Source organism: Nocardia sp. NPDC041819, from assembly GCF_055590505.1.
This window is the reverse complement of the sequence record NZ_JBVJAP010000002.1, coordinates 991,606-1,016,237: the sequence shown is the minus strand read 5'-3', so window position 1 is coordinate 1,016,237 and position 24,632 is coordinate 991,606. Positions and strand designations below refer to the sequence as shown.

The following is a 24,632-nucleotide window of genomic DNA, read 5'->3' as shown; positions in this document are numbered from 1 at the left end:
ACTCATGGTGTGACCACCGATCCCTTGCTGCTTGGCTCCGTTGCCGTATGCGAGGTTGCCGTATGCGGGGTTGCCGAGTGCTGGAGCGCCGGGTGCGCGGGCGCCGCGTGCGGCGTCGGCAGACGGTGCGCGATGCGCCCCGACCCGGCGTGCGCGACCTCCGGCAGCGGGGGCTGCTCGGCGTTGCGCACCCGTTCGAACGAGAGCATCTGCATCTCGACGGCCAGGTCGACGCGACGGACCTCGACCGTCGCCGGTGCGACCAGCTCGCAGGGGGCGAAGCTCAGAATCGACTGCAGTCCGGACGCGACGAGCCGGTCGCACACGTCCTGGGCGGCATCGTCGGGCACGGTGATGACCGCGATGGTCGGCTTCAGATCGGCGACCGCGGCGGCCAGCTCGGTGACGTCACGCACCACCAGGCCTGCGACCGGTATGCCGATCACGCCGGGGTCGCTGTCGAAAATGCCGACCACCGTGAAACCGCGCCGTCGGAATCCGCCGTAGCCGACCAGGGCGCGGCCCAGGTTCCCCGCGCCGACCAGCACGACGCGGTGGCCCTGGGACAGGCCGAGGACGCCCTCGATCCGGGCGCGGAGCTTGGCCACGTCGTAGCCGACGCCGCGAACTCCGTTGGGGCCGAGGAAGGACAGATCCTTGCGCAATTTGGCCGAATTGACACCCGCCGCGACAGCCAGTTCCTCACTAGATACGATGGCAACACCGTCGTCGGCCAACATGGCGAGGACCCGGAGGTAGGTAGCCAGCCGCGCGACGGTGGCCTGCGGGATGTCCTTCTGCAGAGCCCTGCCGGAGACGCCACCTGGCGCCTCATGCTGCTCTGTCACGTCGTCGGCTCCTCGTCCCGGGCCTCGGGCTCCGGTTCGTCGCTCGACCCCGCTGACCCGGGGACGGTCCGGTGCCATGGTGTCGAAGTTTCGGATTTCGGGGCGGCTCCGCAGCCTCGGCATGCGGGTCGCGTGCCACCACCGTAACTGCTTGTGAAGCCCTGCACAAAGTCGGTGAAATTGGCCTCATTTTCCGCCGCGACCAGCGCAGCGGCCGAATCGGACGGAAAACGGGGTACTCAGCGCTTCAGGTCCGCCCGCAATCGGGTCTCGTCGACATCGAAATAGCTGTGTTCGCGGCCGTCGAGCAGAACGACGGGAAGCCGGTCGCCGTACTCCGCGCGCAGGCCAGGGTCGGTAGCGGCGGCTTCGTCGACGTCGACGGTCCCCGGTTCGATACCGAATTCGGCGCAGATCACGCTCAGCTGTCGCAGTGCCGTCGCACACAGCCCGCACCCCGCGCGAGTCAGCAATGTCACCGAATGTGTGTGATTGGTCATGACCGAAATTTAATCCGGGGCCGAACACCGCGAGGGCTCGGTGTGCGCCACGCGAATGTGGCGCGCGCCGCCTTCTGCCGTGACTGTCGCATGATCCGGCTACTGTTGACATGGTTCGCGCGACGGGCGGAGGTACTGGTGCCGGAACGATCGAAGGTGGCGAGGGCCGGATTCATCGCGGGACGATTCGGTGAGTTTCCGGCGCGGTGGAACCTGAGCCAGATGGGCCAGGGTCTGCAAGACCAGCTCGCCCGCATCTCGCGCAGCCCCTTCGGCCCGAGTGAAGAGGAATTGCGGGCCAATCTGGCCGGTGAGGCGAGCGCCGACGCGGCGCTGACCCTGCACGACGCGGAACTCGCCGCGGGCGAGGCGGAGGCCGGCATCGAGGCGCCGCGCGACCTGACCGCGGCGGCGTTCTTCGACGTCGACAACACCATGGTGCAGGGCGCATCCATCGTGCATTTCGCCCGGGGTCTGGCGGCGCGCAAGTACTTCAAGACCTCCGATCTGGTGGACGTCGCCTGGAAACAGGTGAAATTCCGGGTCACCGGCAAGGAGAACAGCACCGATATGGCCAGTGGCAAGGAGAAGGCGCTGGCGTTCATCGCCGGGCGCTCGACCGCCGAACTGGCCGCGCTGGGCGAGGAGATCTACGACGAGATCATCGCCGACAAGATCTGGCCCGGCACTCGCGCGCTCGCGCAGATGCATCTGGACGCGGGCCAGCAGGTGTGGCTGGTGACCGCGACCCCGGTGGAACTGGCGCAGGTGATCGCCAAGCGGCTCGGCCTCACCGGAGCGCTTGGCACCGTGGCCGAGAGCGTGGACGGGACGTTCACCGGGCGACTGGTCGGCGACATCCTGCACGGCCTGGGCAAAGCGCACGCGGTGCGCACGCTGGCGATCCGCGAGGGCTTGAACCTCAAGCGCTGCACCGCGTATTCCGACAGCCACAACGACGTGCCGATGCTCTCGCTGGTCGGCACCGCCGTGGCGATCAACCCGGACTCGGACCTACGCGAAGTCGCCAAGAACCGCGGCTGGGAGATTCGCGACTTCCGCACCGGCCGCAAGGCCGCGAAGATCGGCGTGCCCACCGCCCTCGCCCTCGGCGCGGCAGGTGGCGCCGTCGCCGCCGCCGTAACCCGCCGCCGCGACGACCACTAGCAACCCCTACCCGGTGAAGACGTTGCGGCGCTTGGTGAGCAGCTTGTAGAGCGTCTGCTGGATGGTCTCGCGTACCTGGTCGGTGACCTCGAACATGGTCATCGGGTCGTCGGCGGCCTCCGGCTCGTAGGGCGTGGTCGGGACGGGAGTGCCGAATTCGATGTACCACTTGGACGGCAGCGGTACCGCGCCGAGCGGGCCCAGGTGCGGGAACAGCGGCGTCACCGGGAAGTACGGGAGGCCGAGCAACCGGGCCAGCGGCTTGAGATCGGCCAGCTTCGGGTAGATCTCCTCGGAGCCGACGATCGAGCACGGGATGATCGGCACGCCGGTGCGCACCGCCGCGGCGACGAAGCCGCCCCGGCCGAAGCGTTGCAGCTTGTAGCGATCGGTGTACTGCTTGCCGACGCCCTTGAACCCTTCCGGGAACACGCCGGTCAGCTCGCCGGAGCGCAGCAGTCGTTCGGCGTCCTCCCGGCAGGCCAGGGTGTGGCCCGCGCGGCGCGCCAGCACACCGAGTACCGGCGTCTCGAAGATCAGGTCGGCCGCCAGCAAGCGCAGCGCGCGCTGCTTGGGGTGCCGGTCGTGCACGGCCAGCTGCAGCATCAGGCCGTCCAGCGGCACGGTGCCCGCGTGGTTGGCCACGATCAGCGCGCCACCCGCCTCCGGCAGGTTTTCGATCCCGCTGACCTCTACCCGGAACCACAGGTCCGACAGGGGGCGCAGGGCGGGCAGGATGACCGACTCGAGCAGGTGCTCGTCGAAACCGAATTCGTCGACCTGGTAGTCGCCGGTGAGCCTGCGGCGCGCGAAGTCCGCGGTCTTGGAGATCTGCTTGCCGAGCGCCCCGCGCAGCATCCCGGACAGCGACTGCGGCGCGGCGGGCGTCACCGCCGCGCGCCGCTCGACCAGCGAGGTCACCGGACTCGGAGCGGCCAGGCGGCGTGGCACCGGACGCTGGCGCGTCTCGATCTGCAGATCGTGGAGTTGGATGACTTTCGCTACGTCATTCATTGGTGTGCTCCCGTACCGGCCCCGAGCAGGCCGAGCAGTTTGTGTTCTGCGGCGTCGATCCACGCTGGATCGACTACGGGCCGCAACGCTGCGCCCCCGATGAAATCGTCGAACGCCTGCACCGTTGTCCAGCGCGGCACGAACTCGAGTTCGGTGCGCATGCGCGTGGTGTCCAGGCCACAGCCGAAGTGGAAATAGTCGAGCTGTTCGGCGGAGAACTCCCGCATCACCGGGCTCATGAGGAAACGACCCGCCGTGCGGAACATCGTGAAGGGAACGGGCAACTCGATCCGGCCCGCCCGCCGGACCGCCTGCGACAGCGTCAGCGCGCCGTCACCCGCAATGTTATACGTGCCACTGACCGTACGCCGTGCCGCGTGGGTCAGCGCGGCCACCGCGTCCTCCTCGTGCAGCAGCTGCATCCTGGCGTCCCGACCGAATACGGTCGGGGTCACCGGCGAACGCAGATATTGCGCACCGCGGGCGGCCAGCCGCGGGCCCACGATCGGCGCGAATCGCAAAATTGACGTGGCGATATCGGGACGCCGCCGGGCGAGGCCGCGAACATAACCCTCTATATCGATCATGTCGCGCGCGAACCCGCCGCGCGGTGGCGTGCGGGCGCTCATTTCCTCGCTGAATTTCGCGGGATCCTTCGCACTGCACCCGTACACCGCAGACGAGGAGCGCAGCACCACCCGGCGCACCGAAGCCACCTTCTGGCACACCGCGAACAGCTGCATCGCGCCGAGGACGTTGTGATCCTTCATCACCGCGCGACCGCCGCCAGCGGGCGGGCGGGTCAGCAGGGCGGTGTGCACCACGGTGTCCACCTCACCACCATCGATCACCTTACGGATCAACGGGTTTCGGATGTCCGCTCGCACGAATTCGGCGCGGCCCATGCGCCGCTGCAACTCTCGGCCCGGCGTCATCGTGTCGACGGCGAGAATGCGCTCGATCCCGGGATCCTGGGCGAGGCGTGCGACGACCGTGCCGCCGAAGAAGCGGCTGGCTCCAGTGACCAGCACTACCTTCGGCGCGTGTCCTTCCCGACCCTCAGAACCCACCGGCACCCTTTCCCTTGCCAGCCCGCCCTTGTGATTATTCCCAGTGCCCAGCGTAGCGGCTGCCTACCCGCTCACCGAGAGGATTAACCAGGATCTAACGATGACTTCAGTCACGTGATACAAATGGCGATTCCAAAATTTCAAATTTCAAACAAAAGGCCCGTCACCTATTGGTGACGGGCCCCTCGCAGCTAACACGCAGCGATGCCTACTTGCCGAGTTTGCGCCGCTGGACACGCGTGCGGCGAAGCAGCTTGCGGTGCTTCTTCTTCGACATGCGCTTGCGGCGCTTCTTGATCACAGAACCCATAGGGTTGTCCTCGCGTTCTCTCTACTCGGCGCGCACGCTGCCCGTGCGCGATTGCCGGACGTCCGTCCGCCCCGGCCCCGGCCGACGGGCCGGGGTCGCTGGGCAAGCTCACGCCCCGTGTTCGCGCCGCCGGATACCACGAGGCAACGAACAGCGATGCCACCGGCGGGCGAACACGAACCGAGGGTCTATCGTACCGGCACGCCCCGCTGGTCTCGAAACCGCCTCATCCGGCGTCGAAATAGGACGTTTCCAGATAGTCGTGTACCGCCTTGGCGTGCACCCGGAACGAGCGGCCGACGCGCACGGCGGGCAACTCGCCCGAGTGCACCAGCCGGTAGACCGTCATCTTGGACACCCGCATCAGACTCGCCACTTCGGCGACGGTGAGAAACTGGGTGCCGCCGCCGAGCACGGATTGCCCCTGCGTCGAGGCCTCTCGCTGAGTACGGGAATTCCCCCGACCGCCCGCGGGACCGGAGCCGCCGGACGCTCCGGAATTCGCAGACATCTTGTTCGCAGACATCATTGCACCATTGACCTCCGGCACGTCCGCGCCACCGGCTTCCCCACCGGCGGAACAGACACGCACGTGCTCCTTGAAGCTTAGCGGGACCAGTGGTGTTACTGCGACGGGAGTGAGAAATCGGGTTTTCCGATTTCATACAGACCGGTCACTCCGTGGACGCGCCTTGTTCGACCGACCGTTGCTTGGCCGCGAAGAGCGCTTCCAGGAATGCCGAACGTAGTCCTGCACGCTCCAGCTCGCGGATCGCCGCGGCGGTGGTCCCCGCAGGCGAGGTGACCGCGGCGCGCAGTTCCACGGCGGTCTGACCAGAGCCGTCCAGCAAGGCGGCCGAGCCGACCATGGTCTGCACGACGAGCTGGGTGGCCACATCCCTGGTGAGCCCCAGCCCGACGCCCGCGTCGACCATGGCCTCCACGACCAGGAAGAAATAGGCGGGCCCCGATCCGGACACGGCGGTGACCGCGTCCATCTGGCTCTCCGCCACCGTGACCACCTTGCCGACCGCGCCGAGGATCTCGGCGACCAGCTCCAGATGCTGCTCGCGCGCGTAGCGACCCGGCGCGATGACGCTCATCCCCTGCCCCACCAGCATCGGCGTATTCGGCATCACCCGCACCACCGGGAATCCGGCGGGCATCTTGCCCTCCAGCCGCGCCGTCGGCACACCGGCGGCCAGCGAGACCAGGACCTGATCGCGGTCGCTGCCGATCTCCGCCTTGCCCAGCGGCGCGAGCACGGCGTCCACATCGCCCGGTTTCACCGCGATCACCAGCAGATCCGCGCCGATGGCGGCATCGGCCAAGTCGTCGGTGACCCGGATCCCGAAGCGGTCGGCGAGCTGATGGGCCCGCTCCCGGTGGGTCTCCACGACGACCAGGTCCTTGGTCAGCCGCCCGGACTCCAGCAACCCGGCGACCAACGCCTCCCCGATGCGCCCGCCACCGATCACCGCAATTCTCGTCATGGGGCTCAAGGCTAGACGGCGCGCGCCGGGGCTCAGCGCTGGGGAACGAGCGCCAGTTGACGACTCTGCGCGACGACCGCGCCGGTCGAGTCGAGCACCAACTGGTCCTCGTCGAACATGCGGCCACCCACCTCGTGCGTGGTCGCGATGATCCGCAGCCAGCCCGGCGCGGGCCTGCGACGCAGGTAGGTGGTCATCTGCACGGTGGGGGCCCAGCCGAAGTGACCGAGGTTCATCGGCACCGGCGGACTCATGTCGGCGCTCATCATGGCGAAGTACATCGCGACGTCGGGGTCCTGTTCGTCGCCCGGCCTCGGGCGCATCCACATCCGCAGCCGCGGCTCGCCCTTCGCGCCCTCGAGGAAGCGGGCCCACTCGCGGTCGAGATGGATCTCGGCGCCGCGGCCGACGTGCACGATGTCGCCCATCGTGGAGCCGGGCTCATAGCCGACGGCGTCGGCAGGCGGCTGCTCGGGCATGTCGGAATGCTCCGGCGCGTAGATCGGGTCGGCGTCGTCGAGGCGGCTGAACGTCAGCGCCGTGCGCACCAGGACGCGACCGTCCTGGACGAGGTCGGTGTCGGCCAGGCAGATCTGCCGACCGATCTTGCGAACCCGCACCTCGTATTCGACCTCGCCGGGATTCGGGGCGCCGAGGAAATCGGAACTGGCGGCGATCGGCGCCATGCCGACCAGCGCGGGATCGGACGCCCGCAGCCAATTCGTCGCCGCCGCCGCGCTCGCGGCGACCATCGTCCCGCCGTGCACCTTCGGGCCGACCGTCCAGATGTCGTCGATGATGCCCAGATAGCGACCGGTTCCCGGGGTGGTCGGCGGCGCCTCTTCCAGCGCGCACACCCGGCTGAACGGTGCGTCGGTCGTGGCCGCCGGGCCGAAATCGGCCGTCAGCTCCGTCGTCATCCTCACTCCTGTCCTGCGTCGACCTCACCCGATGGCGGCATTCGCGGCCACGTAGCCGGATTGCCGCCGAGGGGTTCGTACAGCGTACAACGCACCTCGGACAGGATCGCATCGCCGCATACCGGAGTAGCGACGAGCGTCACATCGGTGGTTCGGGCGACCTCCGGCTCGCGCCGGCGGGAGTGGGCGCGGCGGCCACGACCAGATGCTTGCGCGCGAAGGCCAGCGTGCGATGCAGCATGTCGGCCCGCTCCTTGGTGGTGCGCGCGTTCTGCGTATTGATCTCGGCGACGACCTGACCGGTGAAACCGGTGCGGACCAGGGTCGCGCACACCTCCACGCACGGTTGGGAGCCCTCGCCGGGAACGAGATGTTCGTCGTGCGCGGCGCCCCGGCCGTCGGCCAGATGCAGATGGGCCAGACCGGGGCCCATGCGGGCGGCCAGGGCCAAGGGGTCGGCACCGGCGGTGGCGGTGTGCGACAGATCCAGCGTGTAGTGGCGGAAGCCGGTGTCGGTCGGGTCGTAGGAGGGGCTGAAGGCGGTGAGCGCCGGACCCGGGCCGCCGCGCCGCTCCAGCCGTTTCACCGCACCCTCCCGCCGGCCGAACAGCGTGTCCGCCCGCATCGGGAACATGTTCTCCACCGCGACGATCACCGGGCTGTTGTCTTCCAGCTCGGCCACCTGCGCGGCGAACCCGGCGGCATAGCGGCGCTGCCAGCGGAACGGCGGGTGCACGACCACCGTGCTCGCGCCGAGCGACTCGGCGGTGCGCACACTGCGCTCGAGTTTCGCCACGGGATCCGAACCCCACACCCGCTGCGAGATCAACAGGCATGGCGCGTGCACCGCAAGCACCGGCACACCGTACTGGCGCGAGTAGGCCTGCACGGTGGCGATGCTCTGACTGGCGGGCTCGGCCCAGACCATCAGCTCGACGCCGTCGTAACCGAGTTCGGCGGCGTACCGGAACGCGGCCTCCGTATTCTGCGGGTACACCGAGGCGGTCGAGAGCCCCACCTGGATCGGCTTCGGCCGGGACAGATCCCCGCCGTCTTCCGGGGGGCCCGCGCCGGTGCGCGACCCCACCCCGGTCTCGTTCGCCTGTCCTATATTCGCCACGACTGCTCCCTGCTCAGTTCGTGCTGAGAAGAAATGCCAACGGCCCCAGCGTGACGAAGATGCCAACGACCACGGCGATCACGGTGCTGAGGATGTCGTCGGTCCTGCGCAGAATCCGCACGAGGGCCACCAAACCGAGAATCACGATCATCGCCAGCGCCAGCGCCACCCACGGGAGCATCTCCCACATGCGCTCGAAGCCTTTGAACAGCAGCATGCCCGCGACAGCGGCGCCGATGCTCTGTCCGCCGAGGATCATCCACTGGCGCCGGTTTTCGTCGTCCTCCGCCTTCTTGGCCGCCCTGGACCGGCGCGGCGCGGTTGCCCTGGTGGCGGCGCGAGGTTCGTCGGCGAGGTCGTCATCGTCGCCCTCGTCCAGCTCGATCGGCTCGTAGACGTCGGTGACGCCGTCCATCTCCGCCACCTCGGCGGCGCGCCCACCGCGCCCACCGCGACCGCCGCGCCGCGCAGCGCCGCGCTCGGCCCGGTCGACGCCATCGCGCAGCAGGTCGCCTGCGACCGTCTGGCCGGAGAGCAACTGCTGGTCCTGGTTGGCCAGCGACCACGCGGCCGTCGGAATGCCGCCGGATTCCGGCGGGGGATCGCCCTGCGGCTTGTGCCGCCGGGCCGACCAGGCCGGTAGACCGTTCTCGCCGACGCCCTCCCGGCGAGCTGGTCTTCGGTGCGCATCCGGCTGCGGATCGGGCGCCGCGGGCCTGCCCGGTTTCGGACGCGGATCGGGCGGCGGCGGGAGGGGCAGCGGTTCCGACTCCGGGGCGAAACCACCGGTGGCGGGTGACCAGGCCGCGGTGGACGGGCCGAGATCCTCGGCCGCTTCCGCGGCCTCCGCCGCCCTGCGCCGCGCGGCGCGACCGCCCCCGGCGCCGTTACGCTCGGGAAGAGGCGAGCGGCCGAAGCCGGGCTCGTCGAACTCCGCGCGACCGTTGCGGCCCGGCTCGCCTGCTCCGCGACCGGGCAGCGGGTCCCGGCCGAACGGCTCGGGCCGGACCTCATGCCAGGACCGGACCTCGGTGGCCTCCTCCTCCGGTTCCTCCCGCCTGCGCCTGCGCCCCGAGCGCGGAGGCGTCTCGGGCACGCCACCCGGCAGGTCGGGCACGTACGGACCGGGGGCCGCCGAAAACAGGTCCGACACCGGGGTATCCGGCGACAGTGGATCGTAGGACGTGCCGTGCCGCGCGGAGGGCATGTCCCGGCCGGGCATGACCCGGCTGGATCGCCCGGGGGGCGGATCGGCTCGCGGCGGGTCGGGCTGCGCGTAGCCGGCCAGCGGGTCGTACATCGAAATCGGGCCCGACATGGGCGAATACGACGACGGGTCGGGCTGCGGCTCGGGCGCGTAGGACGCAGGCTCCGGCGGGGGCGGATCGAACGAGGGCGGCGCGTAGGCGGGCTCCTCCGCACCGGCATCGGGCGCCGCGTGCGCGGAGTGACCACCGCCTTCCCGGATGACCGGCAGGTCGCCGGTCAGTTCGGCGACGGAGATGCCCCGGCCACTGCGGCGGCGCCTGCCACCGCCGGACGAGCCACCGCTCTGCTGGCCGTTTCGTGCCAGCAGTTCCGCGACCGACAGCTGTTTGGAGTCCTCACTCATGACGACACCGTCCCGATCGAGCCCGGGGCGGGCGTGCCGCCGCCGGACGCGGGCCGACCGTCTCCGGTCGCCGTGCCCGCTGAGTACGTTGCTTCGGGTCCACCATTCATATCGGTATCCAGTTTGCGCAGGATGAGCCCTTCACGCAGCGCCCACGGACAAATCTCCAAGGAATCAAGCGAAAGTGCCCGCATACTCGCCTCCGCGACCAATGCGCCGGCCACCAATTGCTGTGACCGATCGGAACTTACGCCTTCCAATTCTGCACGGTCCGCCGCCGTCATTCGCGAGATGAACGCAATCAGTTGCCGCAGGCCCGAGCTCGTGAGTGTACGACGCGCCCGCGGGCCCGCCGCCGAGGGCGCCGCTCCGGTCAGTCGGGCCAGGGACCGGAATGTCTTCGAAGTGCCAACGGCCAGATCGGGCTTACCCGGCTCGAGCAGCTTCTTCGCGGGCACCACCAACTCGGCGTCGAGCCAGTCGCGCAGCACGGCCACCCGCCGCTTGCCCGGCGGGTCCTCGCGCAGCCATTCCCTGGTCAACCGGCCCGCGCCGAGCTGTAGGGACACCGCGACGTCGGGTTCCTCGTCGCCGCCGTTGGTCATTTCCAGCGAGCCGCCGCCGATGTCCAGATTGAGAATGCGCCCGGCGCTCCAGCCGTACCACCGGCGCACCGCGAGAAAGGTCAGCCGCGCCTCGTCGACGCCGGTCAGCACCCGCAGGTCGACGCCCGTCGCGGCGCGCACGCGGCCGAGCACCTCTTCGGAGTTGGCCGCCTCGCGCAGCGCCGAGGTGGCGAACGGCATCAGTTCGACGCATTTGGACGTCTCGGCGATGCTGGCGAATTCGGCGACGGTGTCGATCAGCCGCTGCGCGCCCGCCTCGGTGATGCAACCCGCGGCGTCGATGTTCTCCGCCAGCCGCAAGGTGGCCTTCGTCGAGCTCATCGGCAGGGGGTGACCACCACGATGCGCGTCCACCACGAGCAGGTGAACGGTATTACTTCCGACATCGAGTACCCCAAGCCGCACATGAACACGGTACTGGGTGACGCGGCACTACAACCCAGGCGACTGAACTGTTAGCGTCCTATTTCGTGACGGTAGGCGCATCCCAGAGCAGCCAGACCCGGCCCCGACCAGCGGGGAAGATCGACCCAGCCCCCGAAGTCGATCCCGACTTTCCCCGGGAGTGGATCGAGTTCGTCGATCCGGCAAACGACGAGCATCTGATCGTCGCCGATCTGACCTGGCTGCTGTCGAGGTGGACGTGCGTGTTCGGCACCCCCGCCTGTCAGGGCATCCTGTCCGACCGGCCGGATGACGGCTGCTGCTCGCACGGCGCGTTCCTCTCCGACGAGGACGACCGCAAACGGCTGAGTCGCGCTGTGAAGATGCTCACACCCCAGGACTGGCAGCTGCGGGGCGAGGCGACCAACGCGCAGGGCAAGATCACCAGGGGCGGCTACCTGGAACTCGACGAGTTGGACGACGAGCCCGCGCTGCGCACACGCCGGTTCGAGGGCGCCTGCATCTTCCTGAATCGCCCCGGCTTCGCGGGGGGCGTCGGCTGCGCACTGCACACCATGGCGCTGCGGCGCGGCATGGAGCCGCTGGAGGTGAAGCCGGACGTGTGCTGGCAGCTGCCGATCCGCCGCACCCAGGACTGGGTGGACCGGCCCGACGGCGTGCAGATCCTGCGCACCGTGATCACCGAGTACGACCGCCGCGGCTGGGGGCCCGGCGGCGAGGATCTGGACTGGTACTGCTCCGGCTCCCCCGACGCGCACGTCGGCAGCAAGCCGGTCTGGCAGTCCTACGGCCCCGAGCTGACCGAACTGATCGGCGCGCCCGCCTACGCGGAGCTGGCCAGACATTGCAAGCGCCGCGAGGGCCTCGGCCTGATCGCCATCCATCCGGCGACGGTGCATGCCCAGCGGATGCCCGATTCCACGGATCCGCTCGCCTGATCGTTTGCCGACCGAGCGCCCGATAGGGCGGCCGTTCGCCGCGCGGTACCGCGCGTGGTTCACCCCGTCGCCATGCGCGCTTCACTCCGATGGGGTTTGATGTGCCGTTATGTCCAAGAAAGTTCTCACCGCGGCGACCATCGCCCTGGGCGCCGCCCTCTCGCTGACCGGAGTAGCCCACGCGGAGCCGAACGGCGACCCGCACAAGTTCTACGACTTCACCACGGAGTTCGTGGCGGCCACCGATCCGGCGGCGGTCAACGCCAAGGCCGCGGGCAAGCTCCTGATCGCCAGCCCGTACGGCACTTCGCACACCATCGCCTGCCGCGGCACCAACACCACGGACCTCTACGACTGCATGCAGGAAGACGATCTGGGCTGGATCACCCTGCAGAAGACCGAGACCCCGCTCGGCACCACCTGGATCTACTTCCCCTGACGTCCGCCGACGCGACGGCCGAGAGCACCGCGGTGCTCTCGGCCGTTCGTGTTCCGCGCCGCGCGGGCGGTCATGCCTCCAGTTTGTAGCCGAGGCCGCGCACCGTGACCAGGTGTTCCGGCTTGGCCGGGTCCGCCTCGATCTTCGAGCGCAGTCGCTTGACGTGCACATCCAAAGTCTTGGTGTCGCCGACGTAGTCGGCGCCCCACACGCGGTCGATCAGCTGACCGCGGGTGAGCACCCGCCCGGAATTGCGGAGCAGGTATTCGAGCAGATCGAACTCTTTGAGCGGCAACGTGACCGGCTTGCCGTTCACCATCACGGTGTGCCGATCGACGTCCATCCGGACCGGACCGGCTTCCAGCACGCCGCTCTCGTTGGTGCCGTCCAGTTCGTCGCCCGCGCCGCGGCGCAGCACCGCGCGGATGCGCGCGATGAGTTCGCGAGCGGAATACGGCTTGGTGACGTAGTCGTCGGCGCCCAGCTCCAGGCCGACCACCTTGTCGATCTCGCTGTCGCGAGCGGTGACCATGATCACCGGGACGCCGCTGCGGGTGCGCAACTGCTTGCACACGTCGGTGCCGCTCATGCCGGGCAGCATGAGGTCGAGCAGGACGATGTCCGCACCGGACCGGTCGAACTCGGCGAGCGCGGACGGCCCGTCACCGACCACGGTGACCTCGAAACCCTCCTTGCGCAGCAGGAACGCGAGCGGATCGGCCAGCGACTCCTCATCCTCGACGATCAGAACACTCGTCATCTGCGTGCCTCCACACCATTCGGTCGGCCCGGTCCGGTAGGACGCGGGCTTGTTTCTATCGTGCTCACCACGGCGCCGTCGTGGTCGTCGTCGGCGCCTGCTTCGTGGTGGGCGGGTATGCGCAAGGTGAACGTCGATCCGGTGCCCAACTTGCTCCACAGGGTGATTTCCCCGTTGTGGTTGGCGGCCACGTGTTTGACGATAGCCAGGCCCAGTCCGGTGCCGCCCGTCTGACGCGAACGCGCCTTGTCGGACCGGAAGAATCGCTCGAACACCCGCTCCTGGTCCTCCTTGGCGATGCCGATGCCGCGGTCGGTGACCGCCATCGCCACGTGATCGCCGCGCAGCGAGCGGCTCACCGACACGTGCGAACCGGCCGGCGAGTAGGCGATCGCGTTCTCCACCAGGTTGGACAGGGCGGTGACCAGCAGGGTTTCGTCGCCGAGCACCTCGAGCCCGCTCGGGCGGTCGGTGCTGACCGTGATCCCGGCGGCTTCGGCGGCGGTGCGGGAACGATCGACCGCCTGCGTGACCACGGTGTCCACGTCCACCACCTCGAGTTCGGGCAGTTTCTCCGCGCCCTGCAGGCGGGAGAGGGCGATCAGCTCGGTCACCATCTTGCCGAGGCGGCGCGATTCGCCGAGCACGCGCTGACCGAAGTGTCGCACGGCGTCGGGGTCCTCGGCGGATTCCAGAAGAGCCTCGGCAAGCAGGCTCATCGCGCCGACCGGGGTCTTGAGCTCGTGGCTGACGTTTGCGACGAAGTCGCGGCGGGTGGCCTCCATGCGGGCCTGTTCGGAATCGTCGTCGGCGAACAGCACGGTGAAGGTGGTCTCCTCGCGCGACAGTTGCCTGGCGACGCCGCGTACCGCGATGCGTCCCCGGCCGGGGACCGGATTCTTCGCGGTGAGGTCGAACTCGGCGGATTCGCCGGTGGCCAGCACCTTCTCCACCGCGGCCCAGGCGCGCTCGTCGAGCAGGCGATTACGGACCAGCCCGAGCTCCTCCGCGCGCGGGTTGACCAGCACGACGTCGCGGTATTCGTCGACTACCGCGATACCGCTCTCGGAGGCGAGCACGATCAGGTCGAGGACCTGGGACATGGTGAGACCGGAGTCGGCCTGCCTGCGCGCGGCCTGCCTGGCATTCACATACGGGATCAATAGCCCGCCGACTGCCAGGCCGACGACAGCCGCCAAGATGGCCAGCAGCACGGCCTGGGGAACACTCACACTTGAATCGTACGGTCGCCGGCCAGTAGGCCACCGCCGGGTACGTGAAGTTTCGCGCAGGTCACAGGCCCTTCCGGCCCCGTTAGCCGCATGTTTACGCACTGTTCGGCATGGGGTACTGGCAACGTATTCACCGGGCGGTCAGTCTGCTTCGTCGTCGGCGTCGGCGAGCGCCTCGTTCACGGCGTGACCGTGCTTGTCCACCCAGTCGCCGAGGGCGTAGATCGGGATCAGCAGGTCCGCGCCCGCGGCGGTCAGCTCGTATTCGACTCGCGGGGGCGCCTCGGCGTAGCGGTGACGGCGCACCAACGTCATCCGCTCCATCCGCCGCAGCGTCTGCGTCAGCATCTTCTGGCTGATCCCGCCGATGGCCGCGCGCAGCTCGCCGGGCCGCATGGGCCCCTCGCGCAGCATGTACACGATCACCGGCAACCAGGAGTTGCCGAAGATGTCCACACCCATCCGCGCGGGGCAATCGGATTCGAAGTCGCCGTACGGCGCGAACTCCACCCGCTCGGCGGTGACCGGTTCGATCGGTGCCGTGCTCACCGTTCCAGCTTGCCAGCGCCGTCGCGCACCCCGGAGTGCCCATCGGGATTCCTAGCGTGGTGAGCGAACACTGTCGAGTCAGGAGTTGGAATGCGAATCGGAATCATCGGCGCGGGCGCGATGGCGCGGGCGCTCGGCGGCGGCTGGAGCGCGGCCGGTCACGAGGTGCTCGTCGGCGCCCGGTCCGCCACCGCAGCAGGAGAACTGGCCGCCACGATCGGCGCGCGGGCCGGAACGATCAAGGAGGCGGCCGGATTCGGCGATGTCGTCGTGCTCGCGTTGCCGGTCCAGGCGTTGCCGGAGGTGCTGCACGCCGTCGGGCCCCTGCTGGCCGGCCGCACGATCGTCGACTGTACGAACGCCTTCGCACCGGATGCCGCGGCGCCCGAGGGAACCACCGCGTTCGTACTCGCCGAAGACGCTGTCGCGGAGGGGATCGCGGCGCAAGCGCCCGGTGCGCACGTGGTGAAGGCGTTCAACCTCTGTGCCGCCGAGGTATGGGAGGCGAAGGAGCGGATCTTCGACGGCCGCCGCCTGGCGATGCCGCTGTGCGGCGATGACGATGCGGCGGTGCGAGCGGTCGCGGCGCTGGCCGAAGACCTCGGGCTGCAACCGATCCCGGCGGGCGGACTGCACCGGGCCCGCTATCTGGAGGCTGTATCGGTGTTCACCGTCGGTCTCTGGTTCGCCGGACACGACGTCCGCGCGATGTTCCCGCCGGTGGACGCCGCGTTCGCCGTCACCGACTGACCGGCCGGGAATCAGGCCGGATCGACCGAGCCGAGGTCGGCGAGCTTGCGCTCCAGCACCGCCCGCTCGCGCTGGTTGCCGCACAGACCGATGGCGCGCTCCAGTTCGGTGCGCGCCTCCTTCGTGCGTCCCAGCCGGACGAGCAGTTCCCCGCGAACGCTCGGCAGCAAGTGCCAATGCGACAGCGCCGCAGCGGCGGCGAGTTCGTCCACGATCGGCAGCGCCGCGGCGGGCCCGCGCGCCATCGAGACGGCGACCGCCCGGTTGAGGTCGACCACCGGCGAGGGCGCGAGCCTGCCGAGCGCCTCGTAGATGAGCACGATCCGCTCCCAGTTCGTCGCCTCGACCGACGGGGCGACGGCATGGCATTCGGCGATCGCCGCCTGCAACCCGTAGGCGCCCAGTCCCCGGCCGACCTGCTCGGCGCGGGCCAAGGCGGCTCGGCCCCGGCGGATGGCGGCGCTGTCCCAGCGGCGGCGGTCCTGGTGCTCGAGGAGCACCGGCTCGCCGTCCGGGCCGGTGCGGGCGGGGAATCGCGCCGTGGTCAGCTCGAGCAGCGCCAGCAAGCCGTGCGTCTCGGGCGCCTCCGGCACCAGCCGGGCCAGCACCCGGGCCAGGCGCAGCGCCCCGCTGGTGAGGTCGAGTCGGATCAGGTCCGCGCCGGAGCTGGCCGATGACCCCTCGGTGAAGATCAGATAGACCACGCTGAGCACCGAGCCGAGGCGCTCGGTGCGCTGCTCGGCCGGTGGCACCTCGAAAGGCACCCGGGCCGCCCCGAGGGTCTTCTTCGCCCTGGTGATCCGGGCCTGCACGGTGGCGGCCGGAACGAGGAAAGCCTTGGCGATCTCGTCGCTCGTCAGACCGCCGACCACACGCAGGGTGAGCGCGACCCGCGCCTCCCGTGACAGCACGGGATGGCAGGAGATGAACATCAGCGCGAGCAGGTCGTCATCGATCCGGTCCGGATCCCACAGCACATCCTCGGCGTCCCGGGCCGGATCGGCAGGCACTCCTCCCGAGACGGCGCCGCCCTCGCCCAGAACGCGGGCGAAGGCGGTGTACCGCTCGTCGAGGGCGGAGCGCCGCCGGAACGCGTCGATCGCGCGGCGGCGGCCGACGGTGAGCAACCACCCGGCGGGATTGCGCGGCACGCCGTCGCGCGGCCAGGTCACGAGCGCCTCGGCCAACGCCTCCTGCGCCAGATCCTCGGCCAACCCGAAGTCGCCGGTATACCGCGCGAGCGCACCGACGATCCGGGCCGACTCGATCCGCCAGACCGCGGCGACGGCCTCACGGCCGGTGTGGTCGCCCATCGCCGCTCGATCCGCTCAGAGCTGGCCGGTGGCCTCGCGCCACGCCCGCTCCTTCTGAATCCACACGTTGTCCTGCGGGAACTCGTCGATCGTCGGAACCCGGCGGATCTCGGTCTTGAAGCCGGGACCGGTCATCGGCATCCGCTTGGCCCATTCGATCGCCTCCTCCTTCGAGGCCACGTTGAGAATGTAGAACCCGCCGAACAGCTCCTTGGTCTCGCCGTACGGGCCGTCGGTGACGACGGGTGTCTCGGAGGAGTAGTCGACGACCACGCCCTCGGCGGCGTCCTCCAACCCCTCCGCCGCGAGCAACACGCCCGCCCGGATCAGCTCGTCGTTGAACTTGCCCATCGTGTCGAGCAGCTGGTCGAAGTCGGTGTTCACCATCCCCGCGTAGGCCTCGTCGGTGGCGCGCATGATCAGCATGTACTTCATGGTTGTCTCCCTGGCTGTCCGGGTCCCTCTCCGGACCCTCTCACCCAAAGGTCGAACGAGGGCCTTCGGAGATCGACAGACGCGCCGAGATTTTTTCGATCCGGTTCGCCAGATTTCGATCGGAGCGTGTGCCCTCGCCCATACCCCGCGGCGTCGATCATGATGCGCGAAGGGCACACGCCCGGATCTACCAGCCCGGATTTCCTCTGACCGGGATGTTGACGAAGCTCGGACGGCCGGGATCCAGCTCCAGATGCTGTGGCCGCAGGCCGGTGTCGATCAGCATCGGCAGGATGGGCAGGCCCTTGGGGAAGTTGCCCGCGTACACGTCCACGCGCAGGCGGTGGCCCGGCTGCAAGAGCGCCTCGGTGGCGGGCAGCGCGATGTACAGCGTGGTCGCCTCGCCGGGGACCGTCGGCTGCCGCTGCTCCAGCGAGGTGAACGGCCGCGGATCGGTGTAGTCGCCGTTGGCCGACTTGCTGCTGTTCGCGTCGTCGATCGCCCGCAGCGAAGCCATGAGCTGCCCCGACGACAGCACGCTGGACTGGCCGTCCGGCGCGACGTCGTTCACGGTGACCACCCAGTAGCCGTCGGCCGCGTCCTGCACGGTGTTGAGCCGCACCGCGATCCGCCCGGAGATCGAGGTCGGCTCGGCGACCGGGGCACTGGTGAAGGTCAGGCCGTTCAGCTCCTCGACCCTGGAATCCTTGGCGCAACCGTCGATCACCGAGAGCACACCGGCGGTGCCCTGCGCGGCGTCGTTGGAGCACAGGCTGGTCAGGCCGGGCGCGACGGTCAGGCGGGCGGGTTCGCCGCTGTCCTCGGGGCTGAGCGAACCGTCGTGGACGCTGTTGGCGGTGCCGCTGGGCGCGGCGGACAGATACATCCTGCGGTGCACCGCCTGCTGCGCCTCCGCCGCGGGGGCAGGCGCGGCGAACGAGTCGGTGGTGATCCAGCCGCCACCCTGCTGGCGCAGAGTGATCGGGCCGTACCGGTCGATGCCGTTGTCGACGTCCTTGAGCCATTTGTCGAACCACGCCCGCTGCAACACGTCCAGCCTCGGCGGCAGCCCCGGCCGGCCGTACTCGTTGCCCGAATTGAGGTGGTAGGTGTTGCCCATCAGCAATTGCTTCTGGCCCGGCGGCAGCGGAATCTCGTTGTAGATCTTGGATTCCGAGTAGGCGAACAGGTCGTGCCAACCGCCGGTGACGAAGGTCGGCGTCCGGATCCCGCTCGGGTCACCGAGCCAGTCTCGACGCGGCCGGGAACCGTCGGTCAGCAGTTCCTTGGCGCGCGGGTCGAGATCCTCGATGCGCGCGGTGGTGTAGACGTTCAGCAGGACGTCCATGAACGTCAACGGATCTCGGGCGCGGTCGGCCAGCCACGTGGTGTCCAGTTGCCCGTTGAGCACCGAAGCCAGATCGGGAATCAGCTTGAGACCGTTGATCGCGGTCAGCCACAGCGGGATGAAGTTGAAACCGAAGCCGCCGCCGGGCGCGAGCACGTCGTTGACCAGGTCGCTGCCCGGCACCACCGGGAAGATCGCCTGCAAGGCGGGTGGGCGCTGCTGGGCGGCCTGCACCTGGTTGATCCCGGAGTAGGAGATGCCGTTCATGCCGATCCGGCCGTTGGACCACGGCTGCCGGGACGCCCAGTCGATCACCTCGACCGTGTCCTGCTGCTCGCGGTCGCGCAGCATGTCCCAGACGCCCTGGGAGAAACCGGTGCCGCGCACGTCGACGACCACCTGCGAGTAGCCGCTCTTGATCAGCTGCCGGTCGACGGTGAAGTTGCGCAGTTCGCCGCCGCCGAACGCCTTGGTCAGATCGGTGACGCCGGACAGCGGGGTGCCGCTCATGTCGATCTGGCGGAACAGCTCGATCAGCGCGTCGGACAGGCCGGGAATCGACTGCGCGTGATCGGCCAGGTTCGACACCAGCTTGGTGTAGGGCGTGAGGTTGACGATCGTCGGCGTGGGCGTGTCGATGGGCCGGCCGGAGGCGTCCGCGGGGCGGTAGACGTTGCCCTTCAGGACGGTCCCGTCACTCATCGTGATGGGGACATCCCATTGGATGTTGATGCCCGGGTACTGCTGGGGGCCGTCTTGGGTGGCCGCCCAGTCCGCTCCGGCGGCGCCGCCGTCCGGGCCGGTGGGCGGCGCGACGGCATCCGCGCCGCCTGCGAGGAAGGGGACGAGCATCGTGACGGCAACTGCCGCCACCGTGGCCCGCAACGCGTGCTTCATCGGACGTGATCCACCTCTCGGCTGGTCGAACGACCAGAGTGTACCGACCTACTTGCCGGTAAAAACAGTGGGTAACTTAATCGGCGGATGCTGTAGCACCGTTCGATGCCCCCGCTACCGGCGTGTCGCCCGCAACACCCTGCGCCCGCGCCCGAAACGACAACGCGCTGCCACCCGAACGGGTGACAGCGCGTTGCGGAGTTCGCGAATGTGCCGGCTATTTGCCGCCCTGACCGGCGACGGCGGCGGCGCCCGCGGCGGCCGCCTCGGGGTCCAGGTACTCGTGCGGGCGCACCGGGCGGAGGTCCTCGTCCAGCTCGTACCGCAGCGGGATCCCGGTGGGGATGTTCAGGCCCGCGATGTCCTCGTCGGAGATCTGGTCGAGGTGCTTGACCAGGGCGCGCAGCGAGTTGCCGTGCGCCGCGACCAGCACGGTCTTGCCGGACAGCAAGTCCTTGGAGATGGTCGACTCCCAGTACGGAACCATCCGGTTGACCACGTCGAGCAGGCATTCGGTCTTCGGGACATCGATGCCCGCGTAGCGGGGATCGCCTTCTTGGCTGTACTCGTTGGCCGGGTCGATCGGCGGCGGCGGGGTGTCGTAGCTGCGGCGCCACAGCATGAACTGCTCGTCGCCGTACTTCTCCCGGACCTGCGCCTTGTTCTTGCCTTGCAGCTCACCATAGTGGCGCTCGTTGAGCCGCCAGTCCCGGATCACCGGGATCCAGTGCCGGTCGGCGGCGTCCAGCGCGATGTTCGCGGTGGAGATCGCCCGGCGCAGCAGGGAGGTGTAGACGACGTCCGGCAGGATGCCGTGCTCGGCCAGCAGCTCCCCGGCGCGCTTGCCCTCGGCGATGCCCTTGTCGGTCAGATGCACGTCCACCCAGCCGGTGAACAGGTTCAGGGCGTTCCATTCGCTTTCGCCGTGGCGCAGCAGCACGAGGGTGTACGTCATGCCGCCATCCTCCCATGCGCGCCCGGGCGGGTCGCATCGGTTCCCGCCCCGCCGCCACCGCCTACGCGGCAAAGCGCGATGTCAGACCGGTTCATCGGTGACGAGCACGCCCGCGCCGACCAGCGTCGCGCCCTCGGTGATCCCGGAGAGTTCCACCCGCAGGCCGTGCAGGAAATTCAGCCCGGCGTGCGCGTCCACCGCGGCGCGCAGCGGATCCCACAGCGGCGCACCGGATTGCGCGAACCCGCCGCCGATCACCACCCGGTCGACGTCGAGCAGGGCGGCGGCCGAGGCGATCGCCGCGCCGAGGGCGGTGCCCGCCCGGTGCAGGGCGGCGACCGCGATCTCGTCACCCGCGTGCGCGTCCGCGGCCAGTCGCGCACCCGTGCCGCCGGACCAGCCCTGCTCGCGCGCCCAGCGCACCGACGACATGCCGCTGGCGATCGCCTCGACGCAGCCGCGGCCGCCGCAACCGCATGGGGTGTCCCAGCCGGGCACGACGACGTGCCCCACGTGGCCCGCGTTGCCGGTGCGCCCGAGCAGCACCTTTCCGCCGGCGACGATCCCACCGCCGATCCCCGACGACACCGTCATGGCCAGCGCGTCGGGCACTCCGCGCAGCGCGCCGAGGCGGTGTTCGGCCAGCGCGAGACAGGCGCCGTCGATGGCGAAGCGAATCGTGGCGGCCGGGAACAGCTCTCGCACGGCGGCGACCACCGGGAAGCCCGCTTTCCACTCGGGAATGTTCAACGGACCGGTGACGCCGGCCCGCACGTCCACCGGACCGGCCGCACCGATCCCCACGGCGCTGACCGGTTCTGCCCCCGCCACCGCGAGCAGCAGTTCCCGACAGGCCCTCCACACACCCGCGTCCGGCACGTCCACCCGGCGTACTTCGCGCACCTCGGGACCGGGTCCCACCACTCCGGCCGCGAACTTGGTCGCGCCGATGTCCAGAGCGAGAATCGCCAACGTCGTGTCCCTTCGCCGATCCGAGCCACCTGCGATTGTCACCCGGTCGGTGCCACGGCGGCCCGGATCCGGCGACCGGTCAGGGCTTGTCGGCGGAGTCGACCAGATGCTCGAAAGCGCGCAGGTTCTGCAACGATTCACCGCGCGAGACGCGCCACTTCCATTCCCGCCGAATCGATTCGGCGAAGCCGAGTTCCAGCAGTACGTTGAAGTCGGCGTCGACGGCCTCGAGAATCTGCCCGAACACCCGGTCCAGTTCGTCGGGGGTGACGGCATGCGTGGACAGGCGGCCGACCAGATAGATGTCGCCGACCCGGTCGAGGGTGTAGGCGACGGCGTAGAGCCTGCGGTTGCGGCGCAGCAGGAACTTGTAGACGCCTTCGAAGTTCTCGTCCGGCTTGCGGCAGACGAACGCTTCGACCCGGACACCGTGCTTGCCCACCGTGAGCATCACCGTGGTCTTGAGTTTGCGCTCACCGGGCAGGACGACGACGAAGGTCTCCTCACCCGGGCGGGTGTACTCGATCTCCCTGTCGCGCAGCGTCTCGTCGATGAGCTGCGCGGTCGCCTGCACCTCGTTCACCGGCGTACTCCCATCCGGCGCCGCCACAGCGCCCGTGATCTGGCCTGGCTGGTCTCACCGAGCAGGGCCGCCGTCCGCTCTCCGGCCGGGCCGGTGCGGGCGGCGGAGTCCGAATCGTACGCATCCTCCCGCACGACGCTGTGCGCCAGGCCGCGGCCGCCCAGCCCCGTCCGCTCCTCCCGGAAACCGGCCAGGGCCGCGGCGTAGCTGGCCAGCAGCCCGTCGGCGGTGTGCGCCCAGGAGAAGTTGGCCGCGTGCGTGACGGCCTGCTCGCTCATCCGGTGCAGGCGGTCGGGGTCGTCCAACAGCATGCCCAGCGCGTTCGCCCAGGCCGCGGTGCGGTGCCCAGGGACCAGCAGACCGGATACATCGTGCCGCACGGCCGTGCCGAGACCACCGACGTCGGCGGCCAGCACCGGCGTGCCGCTGGCCTGCGCCTCGATGGCGACCAAGCCGAAGGACTCGTTGTAGCTCGGCACCGCGACCAGGTCGGCGGCGCGGTAGACCTGTACCAGCCGCTGCGGTGGCTGCGGGGGCAGGAAGCTGACCCGCTCGGCGATGCCCAGCTCGGCGGCCAGGTCGATCAGCGCGTGCGGCCGCTCCAACCCGCTGCCGGACGGACCGCCCACGATCAGCACGCGCAGCTTGCGCTCCGGGTCGGCGCGCAACACCTCGGCCGCGGCGCGCACCAGCACGTCGGGCGCCTTCAACGGTTGGATCCGGCCGACGAACGCGACGATCCGCTCGTCGGTGGCCAGCCCCAGTTCGGCGCGGGCGGCCGCCTTGTCACCGGGGTGGTAGCGGCTCAGGTCGGCGCCGGGCGGTACGACGTCGATGCGCTCCGGGTCGGCGCCGTAGAGCTCGACCAGCTGACGGGCCTCCTCGGCGGTGTTGGCGACCAGCCGATCGGATTCGGCGATCACTTGTTTCTCGCCGATCTCGCGGGTCACCGGTTCGGGACAGTCGCCTTCGGCCAGCGCGGAATTCTTCACCGCCGCCAGGGTGTGCGCGGTGTGCACCAGCGGCACCCGCCACCGGTCCCTGGCCAGCCAGCCGACCTGGCCGGACAGCCAGTAGTGCGAATGCACCAGGTCGTAGTAACCGGGCAGATGCCGGGCCTCCTGCCGCAGGACCTCCGCGGTGAAGGGGCACAGCTGGGTGGGCAGATCGTGCTTGTCCAGCCCCTCGAACGGGCCTGCCACCACGTTGCGCACCAGCACGCCGGGCGCGGCCTCCTGGACGGGCGGGACGTTCGACGACGTGGCCCGGGTGAAGATCTCCACCTCGGTGCCGCGCCGGGCCAACTCGACGGCCGTCTGCAAGACATAGACGTTCATGCCGCCCGCGTCGCCGGTGCCCGGCTGCGCGAGTGGTGAGGTGTGCACCGATAACACGGCGATACGGTTCGGCCGTAGGCCCGGGCGCTGGCTCACACTATCCATAGTGCACGTTGCGTTCCCCGGCCCAGACACGCTATCCGCGGCAAGTGAGAGCTATCACAGGGCGGACGTGAATCCGATCACAGGTTGTCGACGAACGCGCTCACCTCGGTGACGAAACGGGAACGGTCCTCGATGAACAGCCCGTGCTGGGCCCCTTCCCAGAACGACGCGCGCGCGTCCGGGACAGCCTCGGCGATGTAGCGGCCGTTCTCGATCGGCACGACCTGGTCGGCCGTGCCGTGCAGGACGAGCACGGGAACGTCCAGCGTGCGCAGTGTCTCGGTGTTGTCGACGGTCCGGTAGAACAGCGCTTTGCGCACCGCGGGCAGGGTGGCGAGGCTGGCACCGAACAGGCGCTGCGCGTCGGGCCCCTTGTCCGCGCCCGGTCCGGTGTTGGCGTTGCCGAACACACCGAAGGCACGCACGGCCCGCCCCGCGCTCTCCTCGAAGACGCCCGGTATGGCCTCGCCCATCATGCGGCCGGTCGCCGCGCCCGGCACACCGGGGCCGATGTTCGCCATCGAGCCGGTGTAGACGACGCCCGCGACGGCGCCCGTGCCGTAGGCGGTCAAGTAGTCCGACAGCACGATCCCCCCGTAGGACCAGCCGAGCAGCACCGCGCCGGACGCGATGTCCTCTGCCGCCAGTACCGCCGCGAGGTCGGCCGCCCAGTTCTTCGGATCGTCGTAGCCCGTCACGGGCGCGTCGGAGTAGCCGTGGCCACGCAGGTCGACGGCGATAACCCGGAAGCGCGCGGCGAGGTCGTCGGCGGCCGCACCCCAGCAGCGCAGATTCGCCGACCAGCCGTGCACCAGGAGCAACGGGCGACCGTGCGCCGGACCACTCACCCGATAGACGATGTTCGTTCCGTCCGCGCTCACCACGTCCCGAATAGCCATGCCACCGAGGCTAACCGTCGTTCCGGTGACCGCGG

26 protein-coding genes are annotated in these 24,632 nt (G+C 69.6%); 4 read left to right on the top strand and 22 right to left on the bottom strand.

Annotated elements, in window-relative coordinates; genetic code table 11:
* Positions 1-2 precede the first annotated feature (2 nt).
* Together ACZ6DL_RS11530 and ACZ6DL_RS11525 are read right to left on the bottom strand one after the other, a co-directional pair.
* Positions 3-848, bottom strand: a complete 846-nt coding sequence (locus ACZ6DL_RS11530) for a redox-sensing transcriptional repressor Rex (RefSeq protein ID WP_393232918.1) — start codon at positions 846-848, stop codon at positions 3-5.
* Between the two features lie 239 nt (positions 849-1,087).
* On the bottom strand, positions 1,088-1,348 hold the full coding sequence (locus tag ACZ6DL_RS11525; RefSeq protein ID WP_062968198.1) for a glutaredoxin family protein: 261 nt from the start codon (positions 1,346-1,348) through the stop codon (positions 1,088-1,090).
* Between the two features lie 222 nt (positions 1,349-1,570).
* On the opposite strand from ACZ6DL_RS11525, the gene ACZ6DL_RS11520 reads away from it, so the two are divergent.
* A complete protein-coding gene (locus tag ACZ6DL_RS11520; RefSeq protein WP_466050516.1) occupies positions 1,571-2,515 on the top strand; it encodes an HAD family hydrolase in 945 nt (314 codons plus the stop codon).
* A gap of 6 nt (positions 2,516-2,521) precedes the next feature.
* Here ACZ6DL_RS11520 and ACZ6DL_RS11515 read toward each other — a convergent pair whose 3' ends face one another.
* The 9 genes from ACZ6DL_RS11515 to ACZ6DL_RS11475 all read right to left on the bottom strand — a co-directional run bounded on the left by ACZ6DL_RS11515 (position 2,522) and on the right by ACZ6DL_RS11475 (position 11,085).
* Positions 2,522-3,529 carry a lysophospholipid acyltransferase family protein gene (locus tag ACZ6DL_RS11515; protein WP_466050410.1) on the bottom strand — a complete coding sequence of 336 codons (1,008 nt, stop codon included), beginning with the start codon at positions 3,527-3,529 and terminating at the stop codon, positions 2,522-2,524.
* Positions 3,526-4,599, bottom strand: a complete 1,074-nt coding sequence (locus tag ACZ6DL_RS11510) for an NAD-dependent epimerase/dehydratase family protein (protein ID WP_393232912.1) — start codon at positions 4,597-4,599, stop codon at positions 3,526-3,528. Before ACZ6DL_RS11510 ends, ACZ6DL_RS11515 begins: the two co-directional genes overlap by 4 nt.
* Before the next feature lie 208 nt (positions 4,600-4,807).
* A complete protein-coding gene (locus ACZ6DL_RS11505; protein ID WP_003402602.1) occupies positions 4,808-4,909 on the bottom strand; it encodes a 30S ribosomal protein bS22 in 102 nt (33 codons plus the stop codon).
* Positions 4,910-5,135: 226 nt separating this feature from the next.
* Positions 5,136-5,438 (bottom strand): helix-turn-helix domain-containing protein, encoded by a 303-nt coding sequence (locus ACZ6DL_RS11500; RefSeq protein ID WP_466050409.1) that lies wholly within the window; start codon positions 5,436-5,438, stop codon positions 5,136-5,138.
* Between the two features lie 145 nt (positions 5,439-5,583).
* Positions 5,584-6,402 (bottom strand): pyrroline-5-carboxylate reductase, encoded by an 819-nt coding sequence (proC, locus tag ACZ6DL_RS11495; protein ID WP_466050408.1) that lies wholly within the window; start codon positions 6,400-6,402, stop codon positions 5,584-5,586.
* A gap of 32 nt (positions 6,403-6,434) precedes the next feature.
* The gene (locus ACZ6DL_RS11490) at positions 6,435-7,322 is read right to left on the bottom strand and encodes a thioesterase family protein (RefSeq protein WP_466050407.1); all 888 of its coding nucleotides are present in this window, start codon (positions 7,320-7,322) and stop codon (positions 6,435-6,437) included.
* Between the two features lie 139 nt (positions 7,323-7,461).
* Positions 7,462-8,340 carry a sugar phosphate isomerase/epimerase family protein gene (locus ACZ6DL_RS11485; RefSeq protein ID WP_466050514.1) on the bottom strand — a complete coding sequence of 293 codons (879 nt, stop codon included), beginning with the start codon at positions 8,338-8,340 and terminating at the stop codon, positions 7,462-7,464.
* 115 nt (positions 8,341-8,455) lie between these two features.
* On the bottom strand, positions 8,456-10,054 hold the full coding sequence (locus ACZ6DL_RS11480) for a hypothetical protein (RefSeq protein ID WP_466050406.1): 1,599 nt from the start codon (positions 10,052-10,054) through the stop codon (positions 8,456-8,458).
* The gene (locus ACZ6DL_RS11475) at positions 10,051-11,085 is read right to left on the bottom strand and encodes a Ppx/GppA family phosphatase (RefSeq protein WP_051175599.1); all 1,035 of its coding nucleotides are present in this window, start codon (positions 11,083-11,085) and stop codon (positions 10,051-10,053) included. Before ACZ6DL_RS11475 ends, ACZ6DL_RS11480 begins: the two co-directional genes overlap by 4 nt.
* 65 nt (positions 11,086-11,150) lie before the next feature.
* Here ACZ6DL_RS11475 and ACZ6DL_RS11470 point away from each other — a divergent pair, with 65 nt between their 5' ends.
* Positions 11,151-12,023 carry a DUF3109 family protein gene (locus ACZ6DL_RS11470; protein ID WP_466050405.1) on the top strand — a complete coding sequence of 291 codons (873 nt, stop codon included), beginning with the start codon at positions 11,151-11,153 and terminating at the stop codon, positions 12,021-12,023.
* Positions 12,024-12,132: 109 nt separating this feature from the next.
* Positions 12,133-12,462 carry a hypothetical protein gene (locus tag ACZ6DL_RS11465; protein ID WP_466050404.1) on the top strand — a complete coding sequence of 110 codons (330 nt, stop codon included), beginning with the start codon at positions 12,133-12,135 and terminating at the stop codon, positions 12,460-12,462.
* A 70-nt stretch (positions 12,463-12,532) separates the two neighbouring features.
* Here ACZ6DL_RS11465 and ACZ6DL_RS11460 read toward each other — a convergent pair whose 3' ends face one another.
* From ACZ6DL_RS11460 to ACZ6DL_RS11450, 3 genes are all read right to left on the bottom strand, one after another.
* Positions 12,533-13,222, bottom strand: coding sequence for a response regulator transcription factor (locus tag ACZ6DL_RS11460; protein WP_043733312.1), 690 nt, complete (start codon positions 13,220-13,222; stop codon positions 12,533-12,535).
* Positions 13,219-14,454, bottom strand: a complete 1,236-nt coding sequence (locus ACZ6DL_RS11455; protein WP_062968188.1) for a sensor histidine kinase — start codon at positions 14,452-14,454, stop codon at positions 13,219-13,221. Before ACZ6DL_RS11455 ends, ACZ6DL_RS11460 begins: the two co-directional genes overlap by 4 nt.
* Before the next feature lie 141 nt (positions 14,455-14,595).
* Complete coding sequence (locus ACZ6DL_RS11450; protein ID WP_466050403.1) at positions 14,596-15,003, bottom strand: winged helix-turn-helix transcriptional regulator; 408 nt, start codon at positions 15,001-15,003, stop codon at positions 14,596-14,598.
* Between the two features lie 90 nt (positions 15,004-15,093).
* On the opposite strand from ACZ6DL_RS11450, the gene ACZ6DL_RS11445 reads away from it, so the two are divergent.
* The gene (locus ACZ6DL_RS11445; protein WP_466050402.1) at positions 15,094-15,753 is read left to right on the top strand and encodes an NADPH-dependent F420 reductase; all 660 of its coding nucleotides are present in this window, start codon (positions 15,094-15,096) and stop codon (positions 15,751-15,753) included.
* An 11-nt stretch (positions 15,754-15,764) separates the two neighbouring features.
* On the opposite strand, the gene ACZ6DL_RS11440 is transcribed toward ACZ6DL_RS11445, so the two are convergent.
* The 8 genes from ACZ6DL_RS11440 to ACZ6DL_RS11405 form a co-directional block, all read right to left on the bottom strand.
* Entirely contained in the window at positions 15,765-17,066 is a 1,302-nt protein-coding gene (locus ACZ6DL_RS11440; protein ID WP_466050401.1) for an RNA polymerase sigma factor, read from the bottom strand.
* Positions 17,067-17,081: 15 nt separating this feature from the next.
* On the bottom strand, positions 17,082-17,501 hold the full coding sequence (locus ACZ6DL_RS11435) for a YciI family protein (RefSeq protein ID WP_040870403.1): 420 nt from the start codon (positions 17,499-17,501) through the stop codon (positions 17,082-17,084).
* A gap of 187 nt (positions 17,502-17,688) precedes the next feature.
* Complete coding sequence (locus tag ACZ6DL_RS11430; protein ID WP_466050400.1) at positions 17,689-19,746, bottom strand: CocE/NonD family hydrolase; 2,058 nt, start codon at positions 19,744-19,746, stop codon at positions 17,689-17,691.
* 217 nt (positions 19,747-19,963) lie between these two features.
* Positions 19,964-20,701: a phosphoglyceromutase gene (locus tag ACZ6DL_RS11425; RefSeq protein WP_040870406.1), complete on the bottom strand. Its 738-nt coding sequence runs from the start codon at positions 20,699-20,701 to the stop codon at positions 19,964-19,966.
* Positions 20,702-20,782: 81 nt separating this feature from the next.
* On the bottom strand, positions 20,783-21,673 hold the full coding sequence (locus tag ACZ6DL_RS11420) for an ROK family protein (RefSeq protein WP_466050399.1): 891 nt from the start codon (positions 21,671-21,673) through the stop codon (positions 20,783-20,785).
* A gap of 79 nt (positions 21,674-21,752) precedes the next feature.
* A complete protein-coding gene (locus ACZ6DL_RS11415; protein WP_466050512.1) occupies positions 21,753-22,247 on the bottom strand; it encodes a type III secretion system chaperone family protein in 495 nt (164 codons plus the stop codon).
* A gap of 5 nt (positions 22,248-22,252) precedes the next feature.
* Entirely contained in the window at positions 22,253-23,698 is a 1,446-nt protein-coding gene (gene mshA / locus ACZ6DL_RS11410) for a D-inositol-3-phosphate glycosyltransferase (RefSeq protein WP_466050398.1), read from the bottom strand.
* Positions 23,699-23,775: 77 nt separating this feature from the next.
* Positions 23,776-24,597 (bottom strand): alpha/beta fold hydrolase, encoded by an 822-nt coding sequence (locus tag ACZ6DL_RS11405; protein WP_466050397.1) that lies wholly within the window; start codon positions 24,595-24,597, stop codon positions 23,776-23,778.
* Positions 24,598-24,632: the final 35 nt, after the last annotated feature.

Excerpts from the sequence above, each read along its gene's own strand:
- ACZ6DL_RS11465 (WP_466050404.1), top strand. The coding sequence starts at position 12,133 with ATGTCCAAGAAAGTTCTCACCGCGGCGACCATCGCCCTGGGCGCCGCC.
- ACZ6DL_RS11460 (WP_043733312.1), bottom strand. The coding sequence starts at position 13,222 with ATGACGAGTGTTCTGATCGTCGAGGATGAGGAGTCGCTGGCCGATCCG.
- proC (WP_466050408.1), bottom strand. The coding sequence starts at position 6,402 with ATGACGAGAATTGCGGTGATCGGTGGCGGGCGCATCGGGGAGGCGTTG.
- ACZ6DL_RS11520 (WP_466050516.1), top strand. The coding sequence starts at position 1,571 with ATGGGCCAGGGTCTGCAAGACCAGCTCGCCCGCATCTCGCGCAGCCCC.
- ACZ6DL_RS11430 (WP_466050400.1), bottom strand. The coding sequence starts at position 19,746 with ATGAAGCACGCGTTGCGGGCCACGGTGGCGGCAGTTGCCGTCACGATG.
- ACZ6DL_RS11505 (WP_003402602.1), bottom strand. The coding sequence starts at position 4,909 with ATGGGTTCTGTGATCAAGAAGCGCCGCAAGCGCATGTCGAAGAAGAAG.
- ACZ6DL_RS11440 (WP_466050401.1), bottom strand. The coding sequence starts at position 17,066 with ATGGGCGACCACACCGGCCGTGAGGCCGTCGCCGCGGTCTGGCGGATC.
- ACZ6DL_RS11445 (WP_466050402.1), top strand. The coding sequence starts at position 15,094 with ATGCGAATCGGAATCATCGGCGCGGGCGCGATGGCGCGGGCGCTCGGC.
- ACZ6DL_RS11490 (WP_466050407.1), bottom strand. The coding sequence starts at position 7,322 with ATGACGACGGAGCTGACGGCCGATTTCGGCCCGGCGGCCACGACCGAC.
- ACZ6DL_RS11525 (WP_062968198.1), bottom strand. The coding sequence starts at position 1,348 with ATGACCAATCACACACATTCGGTGACATTGCTGACTCGCGCGGGGTGC.
- ACZ6DL_RS11515 (WP_466050410.1), bottom strand. The coding sequence starts at position 3,529 with ATGAATGACGTAGCGAAAGTCATCCAACTCCACGATCTGCAGATCGAG.
- ACZ6DL_RS11435 (WP_040870403.1), bottom strand. The coding sequence starts at position 17,501 with ATGAAGTACATGCTGATCATGCGCGCCACCGACGAGGCCTACGCGGGG.
- ACZ6DL_RS11425 (WP_040870406.1), bottom strand. The coding sequence starts at position 20,701 with ATGACGTACACCCTCGTGCTGCTGCGCCACGGCGAAAGCGAATGGAAC.
- ACZ6DL_RS11480 (WP_466050406.1), bottom strand. The coding sequence starts at position 10,054 with ATGAGTGAGGACTCCAAACAGCTGTCGGTCGCGGAACTGCTGGCACGA.
- ACZ6DL_RS11405 (WP_466050397.1), bottom strand. The coding sequence starts at position 24,597 with ATGGCTATTCGGGACGTGGTGAGCGCGGACGGAACGAACATCGTCTAT.
- ACZ6DL_RS11500 (WP_466050409.1), bottom strand. The coding sequence starts at position 5,438 with ATGATGTCTGCGAACAAGATGTCTGCGAATTCCGGAGCGTCCGGCGGC.
- mshA (WP_466050398.1), bottom strand. The coding sequence starts at position 23,698 with ATGGATAGTGTGAGCCAGCGCCCGGGCCTACGGCCGAACCGTATCGCC.